Origin of the sequence: Pseudomonas sp. NY15374 (genome assembly GCF_048068255.1) — a bacterium.
Lineage (GTDB): Bacteria > Pseudomonadota > Gammaproteobacteria > Pseudomonadales > Pseudomonadaceae > Aquipseudomonas > Aquipseudomonas machongensis.
Map to the genome: position 1 here is coordinate 314,116 of NZ_JBLUPZ010000001.1, position 22,198 is coordinate 336,313.

Annotated in this window: 19 protein-coding genes; 10 read left to right on the forward strand and 9 right to left on the reverse strand. The window is 64.3% G+C overall.

Annotated elements, in window-relative coordinates:
• Window positions 1–45: 45 nt before the first annotated feature.
• Window positions 46–1,209 carry an AAA family ATPase gene (locus ACNFHO_RS01690; RefSeq protein ID WP_200603892.1) on the reverse strand — a complete coding sequence of 388 codons (1,164 nt, stop codon included), beginning with the start codon at window positions 1,207–1,209 and terminating at the stop codon, window positions 46–48.
• A gap of 209 nt (window positions 1,210–1,418) precedes the next feature.
• The gene (locus ACNFHO_RS01695) at window positions 1,419–2,114 is read right to left on the reverse strand and encodes a type 1 glutamine amidotransferase domain-containing protein (RefSeq protein ID WP_416764941.1); all 696 of its coding nucleotides are present in this window, start codon (window positions 2,112–2,114) and stop codon (window positions 1,419–1,421) included.
• Between the two features lie 260 nt (window positions 2,115–2,374).
• Here ACNFHO_RS01695 and ACNFHO_RS01700 point away from each other — a divergent pair, with 260 nt between their 5' ends.
• The 3 genes from ACNFHO_RS01700 to ACNFHO_RS01710 all read left to right on the forward strand — a co-directional run bounded on the left by ACNFHO_RS01700 (window position 2,375) and on the right by ACNFHO_RS01710 (window position 7,713).
• Window positions 2,375–5,773 (forward strand): type III effector HrpK domain-containing protein, encoded by a 3,399-nt coding sequence (locus tag ACNFHO_RS01700; RefSeq protein ID WP_416764942.1) that lies wholly within the window; start codon window positions 2,375–2,377, stop codon window positions 5,771–5,773.
• A gap of 278 nt (window positions 5,774–6,051) precedes the next feature.
• Window positions 6,052–6,360, forward strand: a complete 309-nt coding sequence (locus tag ACNFHO_RS01705) for a DUF3077 domain-containing protein (protein WP_416764943.1) — start codon at window positions 6,052–6,054, stop codon at window positions 6,358–6,360.
• Window positions 6,361–6,474: 114 nt separating this feature from the next.
• On the forward strand, window positions 6,475–7,713 hold the full coding sequence (locus ACNFHO_RS01710; RefSeq protein ID WP_416764944.1) for a hypothetical protein: 1,239 nt from the start codon (window positions 6,475–6,477) through the stop codon (window positions 7,711–7,713).
• An 11-nt stretch (window positions 7,714–7,724) separates the two neighbouring features.
• On the opposite strand, the gene ACNFHO_RS01715 is transcribed toward ACNFHO_RS01710, so the two are convergent.
• A complete protein-coding gene (locus tag ACNFHO_RS01715) occupies window positions 7,725–8,729 on the reverse strand; it encodes a 5'-nucleotidase (RefSeq protein ID WP_416764946.1) in 1,005 nt (334 codons plus the stop codon).
• A gap of 340 nt (window positions 8,730–9,069) precedes the next feature.
• Here ACNFHO_RS01715 and codB point away from each other — a divergent pair, with 340 nt between their 5' ends.
• Genes codB through codA form a run of 3 tightly spaced genes read left to right on the forward strand, consistent with a single transcriptional unit; the run spans window position 9,070 to window position 12,789 of the window.
• Window positions 9,070–10,329 carry a cytosine permease gene (gene codB, locus ACNFHO_RS01720; protein ID WP_054892038.1) on the forward strand — a complete coding sequence of 420 codons (1,260 nt, stop codon included), beginning with the start codon at window positions 9,070–9,072 and terminating at the stop codon, window positions 10,327–10,329.
• Window positions 10,326–11,543 (forward strand): PucR family transcriptional regulator, encoded by a 1,218-nt coding sequence (locus ACNFHO_RS01725; protein ID WP_054892037.1) that lies wholly within the window; start codon window positions 10,326–10,328, stop codon window positions 11,541–11,543. Before codB ends, ACNFHO_RS01725 begins: the two co-directional genes overlap by 4 nt.
• A gap of 4 nt (window positions 11,544–11,547) precedes the next feature.
• The gene (gene codA, locus ACNFHO_RS01730; protein ID WP_054892036.1) at window positions 11,548–12,789 is read left to right on the forward strand and encodes a cytosine deaminase; all 1,242 of its coding nucleotides are present in this window, start codon (window positions 11,548–11,550) and stop codon (window positions 12,787–12,789) included.
• Window positions 12,790–12,825: 36 nt separating this feature from the next.
• Here codA and ACNFHO_RS01735 read toward each other — a convergent pair whose 3' ends face one another.
• Window positions 12,826–13,314, reverse strand: a complete 489-nt coding sequence (locus tag ACNFHO_RS01735; RefSeq protein WP_416765404.1) for an Lrp/AsnC family transcriptional regulator — start codon at window positions 13,312–13,314, stop codon at window positions 12,826–12,828.
• Window positions 13,315–13,460: 146 nt separating this feature from the next.
• Here ACNFHO_RS01735 and ACNFHO_RS01740 point away from each other — a divergent pair, with 146 nt between their 5' ends.
• From ACNFHO_RS01740 to ACNFHO_RS01750, 3 genes are all read left to right on the forward strand, one after another.
• The gene (locus ACNFHO_RS01740; protein WP_054892034.1) at window positions 13,461–14,096 is read left to right on the forward strand and encodes a LysE family translocator; all 636 of its coding nucleotides are present in this window, start codon (window positions 13,461–13,463) and stop codon (window positions 14,094–14,096) included.
• 48 nt (window positions 14,097–14,144) lie between these two features.
• On the forward strand, window positions 14,145–14,888 hold the full coding sequence (locus tag ACNFHO_RS01745; protein ID WP_054892033.1) for a sulfite exporter TauE/SafE family protein: 744 nt from the start codon (window positions 14,145–14,147) through the stop codon (window positions 14,886–14,888).
• An 81-nt stretch (window positions 14,889–14,969) separates the two neighbouring features.
• Window positions 14,970–15,707, forward strand: coding sequence for a hypothetical protein (locus ACNFHO_RS01750; protein WP_414155671.1), 738 nt, complete (start codon window positions 14,970–14,972; stop codon window positions 15,705–15,707).
• On the opposite strand, the gene glcF is transcribed toward ACNFHO_RS01750, so the two are convergent.
• The 4 genes from glcF to ACNFHO_RS01770 form a co-directional block, all read right to left on the reverse strand.
• Window positions 15,664–16,926 carry a glycolate oxidase subunit GlcF gene (glcF, locus tag ACNFHO_RS01755; protein WP_416764950.1) on the reverse strand — a complete coding sequence of 421 codons (1,263 nt, stop codon included), beginning with the start codon at window positions 16,924–16,926 and terminating at the stop codon, window positions 15,664–15,666. The two genes, ACNFHO_RS01750 and glcF, sit on opposite strands and share 44 nt — an antisense overlap.
• A gap of 9 nt (window positions 16,927–16,935) precedes the next feature.
• On the reverse strand, window positions 16,936–17,988 hold the full coding sequence (glcE, locus tag ACNFHO_RS01760; protein WP_416764951.1) for a glycolate oxidase subunit GlcE: 1,053 nt from the start codon (window positions 17,986–17,988) through the stop codon (window positions 16,936–16,938).
• Entirely contained in the window at window positions 17,988–19,487 is a 1,500-nt protein-coding gene (gene glcD, locus ACNFHO_RS01765) for a glycolate oxidase subunit GlcD (RefSeq protein ID WP_416764953.1), read from the reverse strand. The genes glcE and glcD overlap by 1 nt, the downstream gene beginning before the upstream one ends.
• 70 nt (window positions 19,488–19,557) lie before the next feature.
• Window positions 19,558–20,646, reverse strand: a complete 1,089-nt coding sequence (locus ACNFHO_RS01770; protein ID WP_416764954.1) for an AbrB family transcriptional regulator — start codon at window positions 20,644–20,646, stop codon at window positions 19,558–19,560.
• A gap of 116 nt (window positions 20,647–20,762) precedes the next feature.
• Here ACNFHO_RS01770 and ACNFHO_RS01775 point away from each other — a divergent pair, with 116 nt between their 5' ends.
• Window positions 20,763–21,665, forward strand: a complete 903-nt coding sequence (locus tag ACNFHO_RS01775; RefSeq protein ID WP_054892028.1) for a LysR family transcriptional regulator — start codon at window positions 20,763–20,765, stop codon at window positions 21,663–21,665.
• 58 nt (window positions 21,666–21,723) lie between these two features.
• On the opposite strand, the gene ACNFHO_RS01780 is transcribed toward ACNFHO_RS01775, so the two are convergent.
• Window positions 21,724–22,176 carry an Lrp/AsnC family transcriptional regulator gene (locus ACNFHO_RS01780; RefSeq protein ID WP_054892027.1) on the reverse strand — a complete coding sequence of 151 codons (453 nt, stop codon included), beginning with the start codon at window positions 22,174–22,176 and terminating at the stop codon, window positions 21,724–21,726.
• Window positions 22,177–22,198: the final 22 nt, after the last annotated feature.

Consider the following 22,198-nt stretch of genomic DNA (forward strand, 5'->3'; position numbering starts at 1 on the left):
TGCGACACGAGGCCGCTCCACGGGGCGCTTTCAGGCCTCGAGGGCTCAGTCCACCCACCGCCACAGCGGCTCATCCAGCAACCCGACCCCGCGCAACTGCGTCTGCCCCTGATCCTTTTCAAGCTCCAGCACATTGCACCCTTCACACGCCGTCAGCGCGTCGATCAGCGGCCTGCTGTGCGACACCACCCACACCTGGCTACGCTGCGACGCGCGGATGATCAAGCGCGCTAGCGCCGGCAGCAGATCTGCATGCAGGCTGGTTTCCGGCTCGTTGAGCACCATCAGTGACGGTGGTCGGGGCGTCAACAGGGCTGCCATCAGCAACAGGTAACGCAAGGTGCCGTCCGACAGCTCCGTCCCGCCCAGGGGCCGCAGCAGCCCGTGCTGGTAAAGCCTTACGCTGAACAGCCCGCCGGGTGGTGCATCGATCTCCAGGCGGCTACCGGGAAATGCGTCATCCAGCGCGGCAACCAGGTCTTCGACGTCACCAATCTCGATGATGGTCTGCAGCGCCGAGGCGAGGTTGCGGCCGTCGTGGTGCAGTACGGGCGAGCGGGTGCCGAGCTGTGGCTGGCGGCAGGGGGCGTCGCGATCGATGCGGAAGTGATCGTAGAAGCGCCAGCTGTTGATGAACGCGCGCAGCTCGCCGATCTCCGGGGCCTGGCGGGGGCGGCCGACGATGTTGAAGAAGCTTTCGCTGCTGTCGGCATGCTGGTCGAGTACTGACCAGCTGGTGCCTTCGCGGGCACGTACCAGGGCGTTCTTGCGCTCGACCAGCAGGGAGGAGGGGCGGTAGGCGCCGGCGCCCCAGATGGCTTCGCACTTGATCTCGGGGTCAAGCATGAATGCGCTCGGGTAGGGCAGCGGGATCGGCAGACCCAAGGAGATGGCGAAGCCGAAGTCTTCGGTGGCGAACCCCAGGCGCAGGCGTCTCACGTCGGTCGGGTGCTGGCCTTGGATGGGCACTTCACCGCGCTTCATGCGGGCGCTGGTTTCCGGGCCGGCCCACCAGGTCGAGTCGAGGCCGCCTTCGCGGGCGAGGGCTTCGATCACACCGCCTTGGGCGGTTTCAGCCAATAGGCGCAGGGCTTTGTACAAGTTGGATTTGCCGCTGCCGTTTGCGCCGGTCACCAGGTTGAGTTGGCCTAGCGGCATGACGAGGTGCTTGATCGAGCGGTAGTTGCCGATGGCGAGGGTGGTGAGCACGCGGGGCGTCCTGGCTTGGGCATGAGAGGACGATTGTCACCGATGCTGGGTGGGGTTGCCAGCCGCTGGGTGCTCGGGGTTGGTGGGTGATGTGAGTCCGTCTGTATCGGTGATGGGGATGGCACCGGCTTTGCCGGTGATCGCGGGACGAGCCCGCTCCTACAGAGATCGTGGATCTGAGGGAGCGGGCAACGCCTGTGCCATTTGTCTCAAGCGCCTGGTTCGTGCTCCAGACGTTTGAGCAGCGCTTGCGCCGCCGCCTCGGACGACGCCGGATTCTGGCCGGTGATCAGATTGCCATCCTCGACCACGTAGCTCGCCCAATCGGCCGCCTTTGAGTACTCACCGCCGTTGGCCTTGAGCATGTCCTCCACCAGAAACGGCACCACATCGGTCAGCCCGACAGCCTCTTCCTCGCTGTTGGTGAAGCCGGTGACGCGCTTGCCTTTCACAACCGGCTGGCCATCCGCTGCCTTGACCTGCTTGAACACGCCCGGTGCATGGCACACCGCAGCGATGGGTTTGTTCGAGGCGTACAGGGCCTCGAGCAGGGTGATCGAATCCTTGTTCTCGGCCAGGTCCCATAGCGGCCCATGACCACCTGGATAGAACACGGCGTCGAAGTCGTAAGGGTCGATTTCTCCCAACGGAATGGTGTCGGCCAGAGCGATCTGCGCTTCGGTGTCTTGCTGGAAGCGGCGGGTGGCGTCGGTCTGGGCGTCGGGCTGGTCGCTCTTCGGGTCCAGCGGTGGCTGGCCGCCCTTGGGGGAGGCGAGGGTGATCCGCGCGCCAGCGTCGATGAACACGTAGTAAGGGGCGGCAAATTCCTCTAGCCAAAAGCCGGTTTTCTTGCCGGTGTTACCGAGCTGGTCGTGGGATGTCAGCACCATCAGGATCTTTTTCATACAGGACAAGCCTCCGGATCTTCATGGGCAGCGCGCCTTTCGCCCTGCGTTAGTGTGGGAGGCCCAAGACTTGCAGATGTTCCATCGGGTGATTTCACAACGTTTCACAGGCGCGATCCGCCCAATGATCACGGGCGTGCAGCTGCGAAAAGCGGCTGATCGCCAGCATGGCTGTCATCGTTCAGTCATCTCGCTGCTTTTCCCTGCACTCACACACCTCGGGCCCGCCAACCCGGCAGCCACCTTCAGGGAGAACGCGCATGTCAGCTCCGGTCACCAACGCCCCCGATATCAAGACGCTCACCAAAAAGGACGCCAGTGCCGAGTGGGGCGATGCGGTCGATCGTGCCAAGGCCAAAGACGCCGGCATCGAATGGCAGCGCCCGAAGGACGACAACCGTTCCGCCCAGGAAATCATCGACGATAGCCCGCTATTGAAGAACCTTGGCAACCAGAGCGGGGTGAAGGACAAGCTGCGCGAGCGGGTCGGAGATTTCGAGCACGACGCCGATGCGGCCTACCGCGCCACCCAGGTACTGGACCACATCGAGCGCTTCGACGAGGGTGGCTCGCGACTGGTCGGTGGCGATATCGACAACGGCAAGGTCGATGGTTTCACCAAGGGCGGTGATGCCAAGCACGGCACCGAGGCCGGACGCCTGCAGGACTTTGGCAAGTACGGCTGGGAAAACCTCAAGGGTGAGCTCAAGCACATCGAGGCGGCCAACGATGACCCCAAGGCACGCAGCAAGGCTGAGGCAGCGGGTATCCGGTGGGAGCGCCCCGAAGGCGACGAACGTTCGGCGCAGCAGATCATCTACGACAGCCCACTGCTCAAGAACCTGGGTAACCAGAGCGGGGTCAAGGACATGCTCAAGGAGCAGGTCGGCGACTTCGAGCACGATGCCGATGCGGCCTACCGCGCGACCCAGGTGCTGGACCACGTGGTGCGCTATGACGAGAACGGCGAGCGCCTGGCCGGCAAGGATGTCGACAACACCAGCATCGACGGTTTCACCAAGGGCGGCGATGCCAGGCATGGCACCGAAGCCGGGCGCCTGCAGGATTTCGGCAAGTACGGGTTCGAGAGCCTCAAGGGCGAGCTGCAGCATGTCGACGACGTGGGCAAGGATGACAAGCGTCGCGAGGCAGCGGAAAAGGCCGGCATCGTCTGGGAACTGCCCGAGGACGACAAGCGTTCGGCGCAGGACATCATCGATGACAACCCGCTGCTCAAGAACCTCGGCAACCAGAGCGGGGTGAAGGATGCGCTGAAGGAGCAGGTCGGCGATTTCGACAAGGATCCCAACGCCGCCTTCCGGGCCAGCCAGGTGCTCGACCGAGTGGTGGGCTATGACGAGGACGGCAAGGCGCTCACCGGCAAGGATGTGGCCAACAGTAGTGTCGATGGCTTCACCAAGAGCGGCGAGGCGCGTCACGGCACCGAGGCCGGGCGGCTGCAGGACTTCGGCAAGTTCGGTTTCGAGTCGCTGGCCAAGCCACCGGCCAACGACGAGATCGGCAGCTACAAGGCGTTCCTCAAGACCAACCCGGACGCTGACGCAGGCTCCAGGCAGATCGCCCAGTATGGCGCGATCTTCGATGCCAAGTACGACTCGATCCGCGGCAAGACTGGCGCCGATGGCGCAGTCACCGCAGACAACATCCAGGACTACCTCAAGCAGAATCCGCAACTGAGCAAGCAGGAGCAAGAAGCGCTGAACTTCTTCGCCCAGCCAGGCGCATTCCGCAAGGTCGATACCGCCAGCAGCAACATTGGCGACAAGCCTGACGGCAAGGTCAGCCGCGAGGACGTGCAGAGCTGGCTGAAGAGCGGCTCACCCACCGATGCCCAGGGGCTGGCCAGCCTGATCACCGATGTCGCCGCCGGCAATGTCACCGGCAAGGTCGACACCCGCAAGCTGGGCGAGGATGTCTTCGTGCATCCGGAAAACTACAGCGCCGAGGAAAAGGCCGCCGTACTGCTGGACCTGCAGGAGGCGCAGAAGCTGGTGGTCGATGGCGCCAATGCCGGGGTGTGGAACAGCGACTACGGTAAGGTCGCCATTGCCAACCGTTCCGGTGCGATCTGGGAGCCGCAAAAGCTGCTGGAAGACATCAACGACCACATGGCCATCCTGCAGAACGACAAGGAAACCGCCGACTATCTCAAGAGCGCGGGCGATGAGGCAGTGAAGACGCTGTTCGAGGAAAACCCTGGGCTCAAGGATGCCGTCAGCAAGACCTACGAAGACGAGGTCAAGTCTGGCAAGGCGCTGGACGTTGCCTGGGACGCCAACACCAAGGATGGCAAGACCGACCAGCACACTGCGCTGGCCAGCTTCTATGCCACCGCCACCAGCCTGCAGTCGATCCTCGGTATCGACGACGCCAAGGCGATCCAGGGCGCGGTCGGCAAGTCGTCGCACAATGAAGATTTCAAGACCTTCTACAAGGATCAGCTGGCCACCGGCGAACGCATGCGCGAACTGCTCAAGGACAACTCGCCCGAGCAGGCCGCCTCGGAGTTCAGCCTGGAGGTGGCGCTCTACAACTCGGCGCTCGATCCGCAGTTCACCGCCCAGTACGACAAGCAGCTCAACGACAACTTCTCCACCATCACCCAGGAGAACCTGTTCAAGGACGCCACCTTCGACGACCTCAAGACCGCGTTCGGCAAGGATGGCGGGGAAGAGTTGGACGAAGACAAGGTGCGCAAGCTGATCGACCAGATGCGCGACGAGAGCCCCGAGCTGCTGCTCAACCAGGATGGCACGGTGGCCACCACCGACCAGGTGCTGGCGGGCTTCCGTGGCAATTGGGACCTGTTCCGCCAGGGCACCAAGGCCCTGGACAAGATGGGCAAGCTGTCGGACTTCGACCCCAACGGCGACGCCAAGGGCGCTTACGGCAGTGGCGTGCTGCACGGGGTGAGCGGTCTGTTCCTGGCCGGTGTCACCATCGCCCGTGGCGCGCAGAGCGGCGGCAAGCTCACCGATCGCAACATCGTCGACATCACCACCGGGTCGGTGCAGACCACCACGGTGCTGATTGAGGGCGGTTCCAAGGGTTATCAGGAGCACTTGACCAAGGCGATCAAGAACGGTGAGCAGACGCTGACCGACATGAAAGATGGCAAGGTGATGCTCGACCTGCTCGATGAGGTCAAGGCCAACGTCAAGGATGGCAAGCACGCCAAGGTGGTGGCGAAGAACTTCGAGGAAGCTGCCAAAGGCATCGGCGGGCTGGCCGGTATCGTGGCCGGGGCCTATGGCATCTTCGATGGTGTGAACGCGCTGCGTCGTGGCGACAAGCTGGCCGGTGGCTTCGGCATCACTGCCGGCTCGCTGGGCGTGCTGGCGGGCAGTGCCTCGGCGGTGGAGGGCGGACTCGGCCTGCTCGGCGCCAACCTGCCACGCTTCCTTCCGGGCCTGGCGGCCACGGCTGGGGTGCTGGGATTCCTCGGCGCGGGCGTGGCGGTGCTGGCAGCGATCATCCCGGGCCTGGTCAAGGAAGGGCAGGAGCAGGTCAAGTCGGACAAGTTCGGCTCGTTGCTGGGCGATTCGATCGAGCGCTACGGCATCGACGGGATCAAGGACGGCACCTTGGCCGATATCCCCACCGAGGACTGGCCGGGTGGTGAGGAGTGGACTTCCTGATGACGCCCTGTGGTCGGCGCATGCCTGCGGATTGCGACCGGCCTAGGGGCTATTTCGCGAACCTTCCTAATACGTCGTAGGGCATTTCCGGGGATACCATTTCCCCGGGTTTTGCCGTTGTGTGGCGGCGTCCGTGCTTCTACTCTCCTGGGGCCGGTCGCACATCGTCATCGCGTTTTCAGCCGACGGGCAGAGACACACGCCAGGTTCGCGTGAGTCGGGCTGGAACACGGACGAGGGTGTGCGACGGGCGCTTTTCAACCAACGCTGGGGGAGCCATGGACAACGACGACCAATCGAATAAGCGCAGCGGCCTGAAACTGGTCAGCGCACCCGCACGTATCCGCCGCGAGCCACGCATGGCCTGGGTCCAGGCGATACCCGGGCTGCCGCCGAAGGAAACGCTGATGGAAATTTCCACGCTGCTCGGCTGCGTGACCGAACTCACCCGACGAGCCATCGACAAACCACAGGATGCCGAACCGCTCATGCGCGCCACCCATTACCTGTGCGGCATGAGCAAGGCGATGATCGACGGCCAACTGACCATCGTACGCGGTGAGGTGCCTGTCGAGGAGGGGGGCTAGCGATACCGCAAGCCGTCGATGCAGGACGCATCGGCAAGCAGACACCGGGATTCACGCGGGCAAGCGTGATAGATTCCCCGGCCTCGTAGTTGCAGACCATGGACAGGCCTCGAAATGAGCAGGACCTCGCAATCCGCTACACCCCGGGTGCGCCGCGTGCGCCCGACCTTCGCCCAGGTGTTTCGCAAGAACCTCAAGCGGGTGCTGACGCACTGGACGCCGTTCACCGTCACGCTGGTGTTCCTCGGGACCTTCCTCGGCAGCGTGAGCCTGTACATCTACACCCGGGCCATCGGTCGCGCCGACCTGTTCATGTCGGCGCTGGATTCCAAGTCATCACTCGCCGCCTGGATGTTCGTGGTCGTCGCGGTGATGTTCTCGCACCTGATCATCCTGATGGGCTCGTCGTGGCTCTACGGCACGGCGGTATCGCTGTTCGGCAGGGTGCGCTGGCTCACCCGCCATGTCGCGCTGTGGCTGGTGATCCCGTTGGCGGTGGGCTACGCCGCCTTCATCGTCCTGGGCTTCTTCTACCATCGAATGCTCAGCCCCGGCGTTGCCATGCTGTTGATCTCGGTAGCCACCGTGCTGGCGTTTGCCGCGCTGTTCTTCTCCCGGTCGTTCAGGTCGTTGTTCGTTCTCGCGGTGCCGAAGAACAAGGGCAAGGCCGATCGCTGGTTTCTTGGGATCTTTCTTTCGTTCACCCTGGTGTTCGCCGTCATCGCCAGTTCGTTGTCGATGCTGTTGATCATCGACACCTACGTCGGGCGGGATAACGAGGCGGCGGTGTCGTTCGTGGCAGGCTTTTCACTGTTCACGCTGCTGATGAGCCTGCTGCCTTCGATGTTGTACTTCGTGTTCAAGGGCGATATCTACCGCAAGTTCGCCGCAGGCATCGGCGGCGCCTTGCTGTTCTTCGTGATCTTCCTCACCACCGCGAAGGGCGCGATGTCGAGCATCACCTATTCGGTGGCCGGCAGCCTGGAAGTACGCCAGGGTTTCTCCCAGCGCTACGTGCTGGATCGCCAGGTGACACTGGCCGATATTGATCCGCTGCTCTGGCACAGCCGTCTGCGTCACGATGGCAAGGTGCAGGTCAGGGCCTACCAGCTGTTCGCCTTCGGTGACCTGCTGTTGCTGTGCCCGCACAGCCTGCTCGGGGCCAAGCTCCACCAACTGCCTGACTACACCCGGCTGTGCATCTTCACCCGCAGCAGCCAGGTGGAGCGTTTGCCGCCGCTGCTGCTGCCAATCGTGCAGCGCGAGCCGCAACGGGCGCAGTGGCAAGAGGCGGCGGAGCGGCGAATGGGCTGGGAGCAAATACGTGGGCAAATGCTGCAGGACAAGCGCTAGGCATGCGGCCTTTATCGGCCTGTCACCTGTTCACTCGTAGCTTCGCCAGCGCCCTGAGTCATGACCTCCTGCGCCGGCTGGCTGGCGACGTTGCGGTTCGCCACCCCGAACGGCACATGCACCATCGGCAGGTTACCCGCCGCCGAGAACAGGTGGCTGCGCTGGTCATCGAAGAACATGTGCGGCTTGAGAATGGACAACACACGGTCCTTCTCCATCCCACCCAGAAAGAACGATTCATCTGGCGAAACGCCCCAGTTTTTCAAGGTGGTCACCACGCGCTCATGGGACGGTGCGTTGCGCGCTGTGACGATGGCAATGCGCAGGATGCGCTTGTAGTCAGGGTCTTGCGCAAGCTTCTGGTCTTCGAGGGTGCGAATGTGCGAGAGCTTGCGGTACAGGTCCGCCAGCGGCCCCGGCTGATGCGGGATGGCTTTGCGGGCGAACTCGTGGGCCTGGAAGTCATGGAGGTTGTTGTGCTGCTTGTAGACCGTCTCGGCTTCGTCGTCGGCGATCACGCCGTCGAAGTCGAAGGCCACGCGCAGCTCGGTGTCGATCTCGTCGTCGTAGATGCGTGTGGGCAGCACCAGGCCGGCAGGATAGTCGGCGTCGATGGCGCGTTGCACGTCTTCTTCGTTGGCGCTGAGGAACAGCGATGCATTGAAGGCCGGGATGTACTCGTAGGGCGAGCGGCCAGACATGAAGGCCGCGCGGGTGATGTCCAGGTCGTAATGCGTGATAGAGCGAAACACCCGCAGCCCGGTTTCCGGCGAGTTGCGCGACAGCAGCACCACTTCAACCGGCAGTTGCCCCGGGAAGGCCTTGTTGATGCTCAGGAAGCGGCGGATGAACGGAAAGGCCACACCCCTGGGGAACGGATTGTCGAGGTTCGCTTCATGATGCTGGCGATAGGCTTCGACGCCTTCACTTTGATAGATGTCGTCGGACTCAGCGAGGTCGAACAGCGCACTGGAGGCAACGCCGACGACAAGTTTCTGTTCGATGGGGTAGGGCATGGAGAAGTCCTGGACCGATAGGCATCACCGAGACTTGGCGCGGTGCGGCCATGATTGTACTGCCATAAAAGGATAGCTGTGATGCTCAAGGTGTTCGTCAGCGCAAAGCGCTGGAAATCCCGCGGTGCGCAGGCGCAAGTCCGCCACCCAAAGGTGCACGCGTGCATCAAAATGAGATATAAAGCCCACAAATTATCGCCCTGATCAGTAATTTATGTGCGTGTTGCACATTAATGGGTATCGTTAAAGCCCAATTCCCAGTCCGAACATTGTCTACCCTGGATCCGGCCCACTTATTGCTCCGCCAGCGCCAACCCCCCAACACTGGAACACTATAAAAATGAGCTCACCCGGCGAATTCCCCCTGACCGAAGCCCCCCAGCACGCCCGCAAGGGCCTGCTGCCGATTGCCATGGTCCTGTTCAGCTTCACCTTCTTCACCGGCACCATGTTCGCTGGCGGCAAGCTGGGCATGGCCTTCAATTTCGTCGACATGCTGTGGATTGCCACCATCGGCAACACCTTGCTGGCGATCTATGCGGCAACGCTCGCGTTCATCGCCTCGCGCAGTGGCCTGAACACGGTGCTGATGGGGCGTTTCTGTTTTGGTGAGTCGGGCAGCCGGCTCTCCGATTTTCTGCTGGGTTTCGCTGAGCTGGGCTGGTACGCCTGGGGCACGGCGACAGTGGCGATCGTGCTGGTCAAGCTGCTGGGGCTGGCCGAGGGCTTGACCATTCCGCTGATGGTGTTGTTCGGATTGGGCTTCAGCATCACTGCGATCATTGGCTTCAAGGGGTTGGATTGGCTGTCGCGGCTGTCGGTGCCCCTGATGTTCGTGCTACTGGTGATTTCGATGGTCATCGCCACCCGGCACGTGGGCGGTTTCGAAGGGCTGATGGCCGTGGTGCCGCACGAGGCGATGAGCTTCTCGGCAGCGGTGACCATGGTCTTCGGCACCTTCGCCAGTGGCGCGACCCAGGCCACCAACTGGACACGCCTGTCGCGCAGTGGCCGGGTGGCGGTCACGGCCAGCGTCGTGGCGTTCCTGGTGGGTAACGGCCTGATGGTGGTGGCAGGCGCCTGGTGCGCGATGGTCTACCAGCAAGCCGACATCGTCGAAGTGATGATGCTGCAGGGCCTCTCGTTCGCCGCCGTGGTGATGCTGTGCCTGAACCTCTGGACCATTCAGGGCCCGACCATCTACAACGTAGCGGCGGCGACCTGCCACCTGGTGCGCAGCGAGCGTCGTCGTACTGCGACGCTGGTGGCGGCCGGCGTGGGCATCGTGCTGGCGATCGGTGGCATGTATGAATGGCTGATTCCATTCCTGGTGCTGCTGGGTTCGATCATTCCGCCGGTCGGCGGGGTGATCATGGCCGACTTCTGGTACCGCCACCGTGGCAAGTATCCGACCCTGGCTTCGGTCAGCCTGCCGCGCTACAACCGCGCCGGCCTGTTCGCCTACGCAGTGGGGGCGGTGCTGGCCTACAGCTCGCCGTGGGTCGCCCCGCTGGTGGGTATCGGTGCTTCGGCGCTGTGCTACATCGTCCTGCTTGAAGTCGGTGCGCGCGTGCGCCCCGTGGCACAGGCCAAGCCGTGAGCCTGGCACTCGATGAGCTGCTGGGGCTGCCCGGTCTCGAAGAGATGACCGTGCGGGCCGGTGCACGCAACCTGCAGCGGCGGGTGCGCTGGCCTTACGTGGCGGAGAACGAAGGCATTGCCGAATGGGTGATGGGCGGCGAACTGGTGTTCGTCACCGGTATCAACCATCCGCGTGGCGAGGCCAACCTGCTGAGCCTGGTGGAGGATGGCGATGCTGTCGGTATTGCCGGCATGGTGATCCTCACCGGCGGCACCTTCATCCAGCACATCCCGGCGGCGGTGGTCGAGCGTGCCGAACAGTTGGGGCTGCCGCTGATCGAGCAGCCCTACGCCTTGAAGATGGTGGTGGTCACCCACCTGATTGGCACGGCGCTGGTGCAAATGGGCCAGGTGCGGCGCTCGCGTGACGACATTCTCGGCCAGCTGTTGACCGGCGACTACCCGAGCCTGGCCATTGCCCGCCAGCGCGCTGCACACCTGCAGCTGGCGCTGGACGAGCCCCGCCGTGTGGTCGCGCTGCGGCTGTCGGCGGTCGATGGCCTGTTCGAGCGGCATCGACCGGAGCAGGCCGAACGCCTGTGGCAGAACACCCGCCAGGCGCTCGAAGAGCAACTGGAGGCCTGGTGCCGCACGGTTGCGGGGGCGGTCATGGCGCAATTGCCAGGTGACCTCTTCGTGCTGCTGCTGCCCGACGCACCGGACTTGCGCCCAGCGCTCGCAGCCTTGTATCGGCAACTGGCCGAGGTGACCGGCGAGATGGCGCTGTTCATGGGCCTGTCGTGCCTGGCCGAAGACTGCGCCCACTACCGTCAGGCCTTGGGCGAGGCGCGCCAGGCTCTCGAAGTGGCACAGAACATGCGCCCGGCTACTGGCCTGTGCGATTTCAGCGAGCTGGGTGTGTTGCGCCTGCTGCAGGGGATTGCCGACCGTTCGCTGATCGACAACTTCGTCGCCCAGACCCTCGGCCCGCTGATCGAAGCCGGGCGCAAGCATCCCTACGCCCTGGTGCACACCCTCGATGTACTGCTCAAGGAAAACGGCAACGGCGCCCAGGCGGCGCAACGCCTGGGCGTACACCGCAACACCATCATCCAGCGTATTCAACGCATCGAGCAGTTGAGCGGACAGTCGCTCGATGACTCGCTTTTCCGCATGAATGCTTCCGTCGCGCTGCTGATCTGGCGCATGAGCGAAAGCCAAGGCAAGGAGTAACCCCATGAATATCATCAACGCCCGCCTGCGCGGCAAGACCGGCCTGTTCCGGATCGAACTCGATGGCGATCGCATTGCCGCCATCGAACCCCAGGACGCGGCGGTTGCACTGAGCAACGCTGCGGACATCGATGCGGCGCAGAACCTGGTGATCCCGCCCTTCATCGAGCCGCACATCCACCTCGACGCCACCCTGACCGCCGGCGAGCCGCGCTGGAACATGAGCGGCACGCTGTTCGAGGGGATCGAGTGCTGGGCCGAGCGCAAGGCCATTACCACCCACGAAGACATCAAGGCCCGTGCCAAGAAGACCATCGGCGCATTGGTCGACCACGGCATCCAGCATGTGCGTACTCACGTCGATGTCACTGATCCGACGCTGGTGGCGCTCAAGGCGATGGTCGAGGTGCGCGAAGAGGTCCGGCACCTGGTCGACCTGCAGATCGTCGCCTTCCCCCAGGAGGGAATCGAGTCGTACGCCAACGGTCGCGAACTGATGACCGAAGCGGTCGCGCTGGGCGCCGATGTGGTCGGCGGCATTCCGCATTTCGAGAACACCCGTGACCAGGGTGTGTCGTCGGTCAAGTTCCTGATGGACCTGGCCGAGCGCACCGGTTGCCTGGTGGATGTGCACTGCGACGAAACCGATGACCCGCAGTCGCGCTTTCTCGAAGTACTTGCCGAAGAGGCGCGGGTGCGCAACATGGGCGAGCGCGTCACTGCCAGCCACACCGTGGCCATGGGCTCCTACGACAATGCCTACTGCTACAAGCTGTTCCGCCTGCTGAAGATGTCGGGCATCAACTTCGTGTCCTGCCCGACCGAGAGCATTCACCTGCAAGGGCGTTTCGACAACTTCCCGAAACGCCGTGGCGTGACCCGGGTGGCTGAGCTCGATCGCGCCGGCATGAACGTGTGCTTCGGTCAGGATTCGATCGTCGATCCGTGGTACCCGCTGGGTAATGGCAACATCCTGCGCATCCTCGAAGCGGGCCTGCACATCTGTCACATGCTCGGCTATGAAGACCTGCAGCGGGCGCTGGACCTGATCACCGACAACAGTGCGCGCACCCTGAACCTGGGCGAGCGCTACGGCATCGAAGTGGGGCGTCCCGCGAACTTGCTGGTGCTGTCGGCGCCGGATGACTACGAGATGATCCGTAGCCAGGGATATGCGCTGGTCTCGGTGCGTGGCGGCAAGGTGCTGATGCGTCGTACCCCGGCGCAGGTCGAGCGCTTCGCCTGAGGCGCTGTGTTGGGGGCAACTGCTTGCCCCCACACATCACTGTTTACCCACCGCCTGCGGCAGGTGCCCGAGCGGCAATCCTGTCTGTTCCTTCACCGTGGTAATCGCAAAATTGCTGCGGATGTCCGTCACCCCCGGCACCTTGAGCAGCGCCTCCATCAGAAACCGCTCATAGGCCCGCAGGTCCGGCACCACCACCTGCAGCAGAAAATCCGACTCGCCCGACACCAGGTGGCATGAGACCACTTCGCTCAACGCCGAGACCGCCTGGCGAAAGGCGGCCGACGATGCCTCGGTGTGCCGCTCCACCTTCACCCCAACGAATACCGTCAACCCCAGCCCCACGCCATCGCGGTCGATCTGTGCCTGATAGCCACGGATGATTCCGGCCTCTTCCAGCAGGCGTACGCGGCGCAGACACGGGGAGGGTGACAGGCCGACTTCCTCGGCCAGTTGCACGTTGGTCAGGCGCCCGTCGCGCTGCAGGGCCGCGAGAATCCGGCGGTCAAGGTTGTCGAGTTTCATTTTTGGCATTTATCCGTTTCTTTGAAATCGTGATTGGCACGATATGCCAATAATCCGCTCGCGTGTAGTGAACTACGCAACGCAGGCCGGCGCGCTGCTCGTTAAGCTTTCAAGCCAGTGATCCCTTGCAGGCAGGAGAGGCGAAGATGGCGAATCTGGAGCTGTTCATTGGTGCGCTGGTCGCGGTATGCCTGGTCCCGGGGGCGGACATGGTGCTGGTGCTGCACACCTCGAGTACCCAGGGCCGCGCTTATGCAGTAGCGACCGCAGTAGGCCTTGCGATTGCGCGAGCGGTACACGTGACCCTGGCTGCATTGGGGCTGGCGGTACTGCTCAAGACGGTCGGTTGGGCCTTCGAGCTGGTGCGCGTGGTGGGCGTGGTGTACCTGATCTGGCTGGGGCTGCGCATCGCTCGTGCGCCCAGCCTGGTGCCTGATCTCAACGGTGCAGACATGCCAGTGGCTCGACGCGCGTACGGCACGGCGGTGTGGCGTGGGCTGCTGACCAATATCAGCAATCCCAAGGCGTTGTTGTTCTGTTCGGTCCTGCTACCGCAGTTCATCGATGCCAGTGTCGGCGAGGTCGGTGGGCAGTTCTTGCTGCTGGGTGTGGTGCTGGTGATCGTCGGGCTGTTGTTCGACCTGTTCTACGCCCTGATCGGCGCTGCACTGGGCTACTGGATGGCGCGCAATCCGAAGGTCGAGGTGGTGCAGCGCTGGACCTTCGCCAGCCTGTTGATCGGTTTTGGCCTGCGCCTGGCGTTGATCGGGCGTCCGCAGTGACTGCAGCTTGGTCTAGAATGCCGCTTTCCTTCGCTCGACGGACTGGCCATGGACCCGCTCTACCTCATCGCTCTGGGCGCTTGTGTCGCCGGTTTCGTCCAAGGGCTTTCCGGTTTTGCCTTCGGCATGGTCGCCATGTCGTTCTGGGCCTGGGGCCTGGAGCCACGCCTGGCGGCGTCGCTCACGGTGTTCGGCAGCCTCACCGGGCAGTTGATTGCGGTGTTCACCGTTCGCCGCGGTTTCAGTTGGCGGTTGCTCTGGCCCTTCGTGTTGGGTGGGCTTGCGGGCATCCCGCTGGGTGTGTGGGTACTGCCCTACCTGGACATGCTCTGGTTCAAGGCAGTGTTCGGCACCCTGCTGGTGCTGTGGTGCCCACTGATGCTGCTGGCGCCGCGCCTGCCCAGGGTGCCGGGCAATCGCCTGGCGGACGGTGCGGTGGGTATGGTTGGCGGTGTGCTCGGTGGTATCGGTGGTTTCACCGGCACCGTACCGACCTTGTGGTGCACGGTGCGCGGCTTTGACCGCGACACCCAGCGCGCGGTCATTCAGAACTTCAACCTGTCGATGCTGGCGGTGACCATGCTCACTTATCTGGGCACCGGTGTGGTGACTTCGGCGATGCTGCCCTGGTTCGGCGTGGTGGCCCTGGCCATGCTGATCCCTACGGTACTGGGCACGCGGGTCTACCTGGGCATCAGCGAAGCGGCGTTTCGCCGGCTGGTGCTGGGGCTGCTGACCTTGTCGGGGATAGCCATGCTGGTGGCGTCGGTGCCGGTGTTGCTGGGGCGCTGAACGCTTGCCTATGGGCGGTTTACTTGGCACGCTTGGCCCCGGTCTGCAAACGCACATGCCGCGATACAAGGAACCGCCAAGGTGAGCTGGGAAAAAGTCGGGAAAGCCCTCGCGGGCCTGCTGGTCATCGTCGTCGCCGGCGCGGCGCTTTATGCGTCGCTCAAGGACGATCGTGGCCTGAAGGCCTATGTCGCCTACGAGGCCCTGACCTACCCCAGCCAGTTCAACGAGCGCATCGGCCAGGCCCGTGAGCAACTCAAGTACGAGCGGCTGTTCGCCGGGGTCGAGGCGCTGGCCAAAGGTGCATTGAGTCGCGATCAGGTCGAGGCCCTGGTGGCCCAGGCGCAGACGCCCTACATGCAATTATTCGCCAAGCCCTTCGAGGCGGGGCTGGTGGACCATCGCACCGGGCTGTTCATCACCTTGCGCAATACGCGTGACGAACCACTCAAACAAGTACACATCCGCCTGCCAGCCAAGGGCCTGGTGCAGGTGCGCGATGACGCCGGGGACGACAGCATTCCCGAGAACGCCACCAACATCATCGAGATCCCGTCCATCGAGGCCGGTGGGGTGTGCCGGGTGTGGGTGTACTTCGATGCCGACATCTCGCAGATCACCCAGGGCGGTATCAGCATCGTGCATGCCGAGGGGCCGGCGCAAATTCAGGTAATGCGTGAGGTGAGTGGCTTCGAGGCGACGATGGCACGTTATGGGCAGATACTGGTCGGCCTGGTCGTAGCGTCTGGTGTGCTGGTGCTGGGGCTGGCTTATGTCATCGTGCGTCAGCGGCGTCGTTTGCGCCGGTTGCGCGGCTGAGGTTCGGCAGCGCCTCGTCCACCAGTTCGATCCAGTGCCGAACCGGTGTTCGGCCAGCGCTGTCGAGGTGATGCTGGCAACCGATGTTGGCGGTGACGATCACCTCGGGGTTGCCACTCTCCAACGCGTTCAGACGGTTGTCGCGCAACTGGCGTGACAGCAGCGGCTGGGTCAACGAATAAGTACCCGCCGAACCACAGCACAGATGACCATCCGGCACCGAGGCCAGGCTGAAGCCCAGGCGCTGCAGCACGCTCTCGACTGCACCAGCAAGCTTTTGCGCATGCTGCAGCGTGCACGGGCAATGGAAGGCCAGGCGCTGGTCAGCCTGGATGCCCAACTGCTCCAATGGCTCCTCGCGCAACACCTGGACCAGGTCCCGGGTCAGTTCGCTGATGCGTGCGGCCTTGGTGGCGTAGGCCGGGTCCGCCGCCAGCAGGTGCCCATAGTCGCGCACGAAGGCACCGCAGCCGCTGGCTGTCTGCACGATGGCTTCGGCGCCGGCTTCTACCGCCGGCCACCAGGCGTCGATGTTGCGTCGAGCCCGGGCAAGGCCTCTGGCCTGTGCATCGAGGTGGTAGTCCACGGCGCCACAACATCCCGCTTCACGGGCCGCGATCACCGAAATCCCCAGGCGATCCAGCACCCGCGCTGCCGCCGCGTTGGTGTTGGGCGACAGCGCCGGTTGCACGCATCCTTCGAGCATCAGCACCCGACTCGCGTGCTGGACCTTGGGACGCGGCTTGAGTGCAGGCTCATGGCGCGGCAGCTTGGCCTGCACCGGCTTCGGCAGCAGTGGCCGAAAGGCCCTGGCTGTGCGGGTCAGGGCCTTGAACAACGCAGGCCTGGGGACGAACAGGCGCAATCCGTGGCGTAGCAGGCGCTCGCCCAGCGGCCGCGGCACCTGCGCGTCGACCACGGCACGACCGATGTCCAGCAGGTTGTGATACTCCACCCCGGACGGGCAGGTGGTCTCGCAGTTGCGACAGCTCAGGCAGCGGTCCAGGTGAGTCTGGATGCTGGCGGTGGCCGGTTGCCCTTCGAGTAGCAGCTTGATCAGGTAGATGCGCCCACGCGGCCCATCCAGCTCATCGCCCAGCAGTTGATAGGTCGGACAGGTGGCGGTGCAGAAGCCACAGTGCACGCAACTGCGCAGGATACGCTCGGCCTCGTCGGCCCGTGGCAGGCGCTTGGCCTGTTCGCTCAGGTTGGTCTGCATGGCTGGCCCTCATATGTCGGCATACAGGCGGCCGGGGTTGAAGATGCCGCGAGGATCGAGTTGTCGCTTGAGGTTGCGCTGGTACCGCAGCAATGGCTCGGGCAGCGGATGGAACCCGGCGCTGTGGCAGGCATGCAGCGTGGCATGGCCGCCGAGGCCTGCGACGGCTTCGCGGATGACGCTGGGCGAGGCGGTGGATTTCAGCCAGCGTTGGGCGCCACCCCAGTCGAGCAACTGGCGGCCGGGCAGGCTGAGCGGTGGGCTGTTATGCGGCAGTGACAGGCGCCACAAGGGCTCGTCAGCGGCGAAGAAGGCCAGGCGTTGTTCACGCAGGTCATGCCAATAGCGGTTGTCCAGCAGCGCGCCGCCCAGGCGCTCGGCGGCAGAGGTCACGGAGCCTTCCCCGCCTTCCAGGCGCAGGTGCAGGGCGTCGCCGTCATGGCAGGCGGCTGTGATCGGCAGCGCTTGCTGACCCCAGGCTGCCAGCTCGCCCAGGGTTTGCCGAAGATCCATCGTCAGGCGCAGGCTCTGGCAAGTGCGCGGTCGCGGCAGCACCTTCAGCGATACCTCGGTCAACACCCCCAGGCACCCGAAACTGCCGGCCAACAGGCGCGACAGGTCGTAGCCCGCGACGTTCTTCATCACCTCGCCACCGAAGCGCAACAGCTTGCCGTGCCCGGTGATCACTCGGGTGCCGAGCACATGGTCGCGTACCGAGCCCGCCCAAGGACGACGTGGCCCTGCCAGCCCGGCCGCGACCATCCCGCCCAGCGTGGCGCCGTCGCCCAGGTGTGGTGGTTCGAACGGCAGCATCTGCCCGGCCTCGTACAGCACAGCCTCGATCTCGCGCAGCGGCGTGCCGGCGCGTGCCGTGAGTACCAGCTCGGTGGGGTCGTAGCTGACGATGCCGCGATGGCTGCGGGTGTCGAGGGTCTGGCCGTCGACCGGACGACCGAGCATGGCTTTGCTGTCGCTGCCCTGGATACGCAATGGCGTACGCTGCTCGAGGGCCTGGCGCACCTGCTCAAGCAGGCCGGCGCTGGCATCGTGATCCTGATCCATCAGAAACGCTCCAGGTCGGGGAAGGGTAACTGGCCGTGGTGCACGTGCATCGCGCCGAATTCGGCGCAGCGCTGCAAGGTCGGGATGTTCTTGCCAGGGTTGAGCAAGCCCAGCGGGTCGAAGGCGTGCTTGACCGCATGGAACAGCGTCAGCTCGTCGGCGTTGAATTGTGCGCACATCTGGTTGATCTTCTCGCGTCCCACGCCGTGCTCGCCGGTGATGCTGCCGCCCACCGCCACGCACAGTTCCAGGATCTTGCCGCCGAGGGCCTCGGCGCGCTCCAGCTCGCCGGGCTGGTTGGCGTCGAACAGGATCAAGGGATGCATGTTGCCGTCGCCGGCATGGAACACGTTGGCCACGCGCAGGCCATGCTCGCGCGACAGCTCGCCGATGCCGTGCAGCACCCCTGGCAGTGCCCGGCGCGGGATGGTGCCGTCCATGCAGTAGTAGTCGGGGGAAATGCGCCCTACCGCCGGAAAAGCGTTCTTGCGGCCTGCCCAGAAGCGCACGCGCTCAGCCTCGTCACGCGCCAGGCGTACCTCGCTGGCGCCGGCTGTCTTGAGCACGGCCTCGACGCGCAGGCAGTCGTCCTTCACGTCTGCGTCCACGCCGTCGAGCTCGCACAGCAGGATGGCGGCGGCCTCGGCCGGGTAGCCTGCGTGGATGAAGTCTTCGGCGGCCCGTAGCGACAGGTTGTCCATCATCTCAAGGCCTGCGGGAATGATGCCTGCGCCGATGATGTCGGCCACCGCACGAGCGGCCTTTTCCACGCTGTCGAAACTGGCCAGCAACACCCGCGCCACCTGTGGCTTGGGCAGCAGCTTGACGGTGACTTCGGTGACGATGCCCAGCAAGCCTTCGGAGCCGGTGAACAGCGCCAGCAGGTCGAAGCCTGGGGCGTCCAGGGCATCGCTGCCCAGCGTCAGGTATTCGCCCTCGATGGTGAGGACTTCGACCTTGAGCAGGTTGTGCACGGTCAGGCCGTACTTCAGGCAATGCACGCCGCCAGCGTTTTCCGCAACATTGCCGCCGATCGAGCAGGCGATCTGCGACGAGGGATCGGGCGCATAGTAAAGACCGTGTGGCGCCGCAGCCTGGGAGATCGCGAGGTTGCGCACACCCGGCTGGACACGGGCGAAGCGACCTGCTGGATTGATTTCAAGGATGCGATTGAAGCGCGCCATCACCAGCAGAATCCCCTGCGCCAGCGGCAGAGCTCCGCCCGACAGGCCGGTACCGGCTCCCCGGGCCACCACCGGCACCTGGTGCGCGTGGCAGATCTTCAGCAGCGCCTGAACCTGTTCCAGGCGTTGTGGCAGCACCACCAGCAATGGCACCACGCGGTAGGCGCTGAGGCCGTCGCATTCGTAGGGGCGCAGGTCTTGCTCGGTGTGCAGGATGTCGAGGTCGGGCAGGGCGCTGCGCAGGGTGTCCAGCAGGGCGGCCTTGTCGACCGTGGGCAGTGCGCCGTCCAGGCGCTCGTCGTACAGGATGTTCATGGGGCGGACTACCAGGCACTTGTCGTTGTTGTGCGGGGAAGGATAGCTATCCCTCGGCCTGGTGCACCCTTCAGTGGGCGTTCTGGGTGAGGCGAATGATCTGCCGGGCCAGATACGCACCGGTCAGGATCACCCCGAACAGGCGCAGCGTCTGCATCGCCAGGACCATGCCGACATCGGCGTGGGTTTCCACCGCGATGATCGCCATCGCATCCAGGCCGCCGGGGCTGGTGGCCAGGTACATGGACAGGAAGTCGGTGCCGGCGAGCCGTGCCAGCAGCCAGGCGCAGCCCGCGCAGAGCAGGATCAGCACCACGGCGCCGGCGATCATGGTGGGCAGGCGCTTCCACACATAGCGCACGGTCTGGCGGTCGAAGCGCAGGCCGATGTAGCAGCCGATGGCGCCGTAGGCGATGGCCAGCACTTCGCTGGGCAGACTGACGTGCAACACCCCCGTCAGTTGCAGCACTGCGCCAAGCATCAACGGCATCAGCAGGGCGCCTGCGGGCATCTTCGAACCGGCGGCAACGCCCACCAGCACCACGCCAAGACCGAGCAGCAGGTTGCCCAGTTGCATGCTGTCGGCGACGACCGCGGCCTGGGCCGCGTCGCCAGCAACGCTGGTGGCGCCCAGTAGATGACTGACCAGCGAGCCGATCATCACCACACACACCACGCGCACATACTGCATGGTGGCCACCACGCGTCCGTCGGCGCCGTTGTCTTCGGCCATCGACACCATCGCCGAGGCTGCGCCCGGCGCAGTACCCCAGGCCGCCGTGCTGCCGGGAATGCCGCCGAAGCGCACGGTACCGAGGCCGACCAGGGCGCTGAGCACCACCGTGACGAAGGTGGCGAACAGCATCAGCGGCCAGGCGTCGGCCAGCGAGGCGAGCACCGACCAGGTCACAGAGTGCGCCACCAGCAGCCCGACACAGCCCTGGCCGAAGCGGAACACTTGGCGATGCAGGCGCAGTTGCGCGCCGGATACACCGAAGACGATGGCCATCAGCATGGGGCCGAGAAACAGCCCGGCCGGCACGGCGAGGGCGTGAAGGAGCTGCCCGGCGGCGCCAGCACAGAGGATCAGCGCGAGCCATCGCAAAATCAGGGTGGGGGACGCGTTCTTTGCTGCTTGGGGGGGTAGGGTGGTGGGCAAGTCGATCTCCCTGTACGGCGAGAGCCAGAGGTGGCTGACAGAGAAAATTATCGACCTGTGAATTGATCAAGTCTATTTTCTACTTTCTATGAATCCATAACTGAAATTCATCGATCATGGACCTACGTGACCTGACTTACTTCGCCACCATTGCCGAGCTCGGCCACCTGGGGCGCGCCGCACAGCAGCTCAACCGCAGCCAACCGGCGCTGAGTAAAAGCATCCAGCGCCTGGAAGAATCGTTGGGCGCGCGGCTGTTCCAGCGTGATGGCCGGCGCATCAAACTGACCGATGCTGGCGCGTTGTTGCTGGCGCGCGGCAAGCAGTTGCAGGTGAGCATCGCCGAGACCGAGCGTGAAGTGCGCGACTTCGCCAGCGGCCTGGTGGGCAACATCCGTTTGGGCTGTGCCGCGAGCATGGCCGAGCACCTGCTGCCGCAACTGACCGCTTCGCTGCTGGAGCGAGCGCCGCAACTGACCTTGAAGCTGTCGATCGGCCAGGACGACATGCTCAAGGACTCGCTGCGCTCAGGGCGGCTGGACGCAATCATCTGCGGCTTGATCGTCGATGACCCGCAGTTTCGTTCCTACCCGATCCTGCAGGACGAAGCGGTGGTGGTGGCCAGCGCCGATCACCCGGTGTTCTCGGGTGATGTGCAGTTGAAGGACCTGTGCAACTACCGTTGGGTGCTGGCAGCTCCCACGGTGACGGCGCGACGCTGGATCGACAATGTGTTCAGCAGCCATCAGTTGCCGCTGCCCGAGGTGCAGATCGAGACCAACTCGATCTCGCTGCTGCCCCGGTTGATCGCCAAGACCCGTCTGCTGAGCTTTGCCGCACGCGAGACGCTGGAGCATGGCCTGGGCATGTCGTGGCTGCGCGAAGTGCCGCTGGAGGCCACCACCATGCGCCGCACGGTCGGGGTGACGGTGCGCGCCGAAGGCTACCTGCCGCCAGCGGCGGGGGCGATGGTGGAGTTGTTGAGAAATGCCGGGGATGGGTTCTTTCGCGGTGATTGATCGGTTTGGCGCTGGCCATGCCGGTATTTGCGCTCAAACCCGCCCCCCCGGCCCCGGCTCACATGGGCAACAGCCGATCCTGGATCACTTCCTTCATCACCAGCGTGGAGCTCAGCCGTTTCACATTGGGAATGCTGGTGAGGATTTCGTCATACAGCTTCTGGAACGCTGGCAGGTCCTTGGCCACCACATGCAGCAGGTAATCCGGATCGCCGAACAGGCGCTGCGCCTCGACGATCTGCGGCACCTCGGTCACCGCCGCTTCGAAGTCGGCCACTGGCTGGCGGGTCACCTCGCGCAGGGTGACGAACACCAGCGCCGCAAAGTTCAGGCCCACCGCCGAAGGCGCCAGGCGTGCGTGGTAACCGAGGATCGCCCCGGACGCTTCCAGCGCCTTGAGCCGACGATGGCAGGGCGAGAGGCTCAGGCCAACGCGGTCGGCCAACTCGGTGACCGACAGGCGACCGTCCTTTTGCAGTTCGGCAAGGATTTTTCGATCAGTGCGATCCATGGGGGAGAATCTTCCAGGCTCT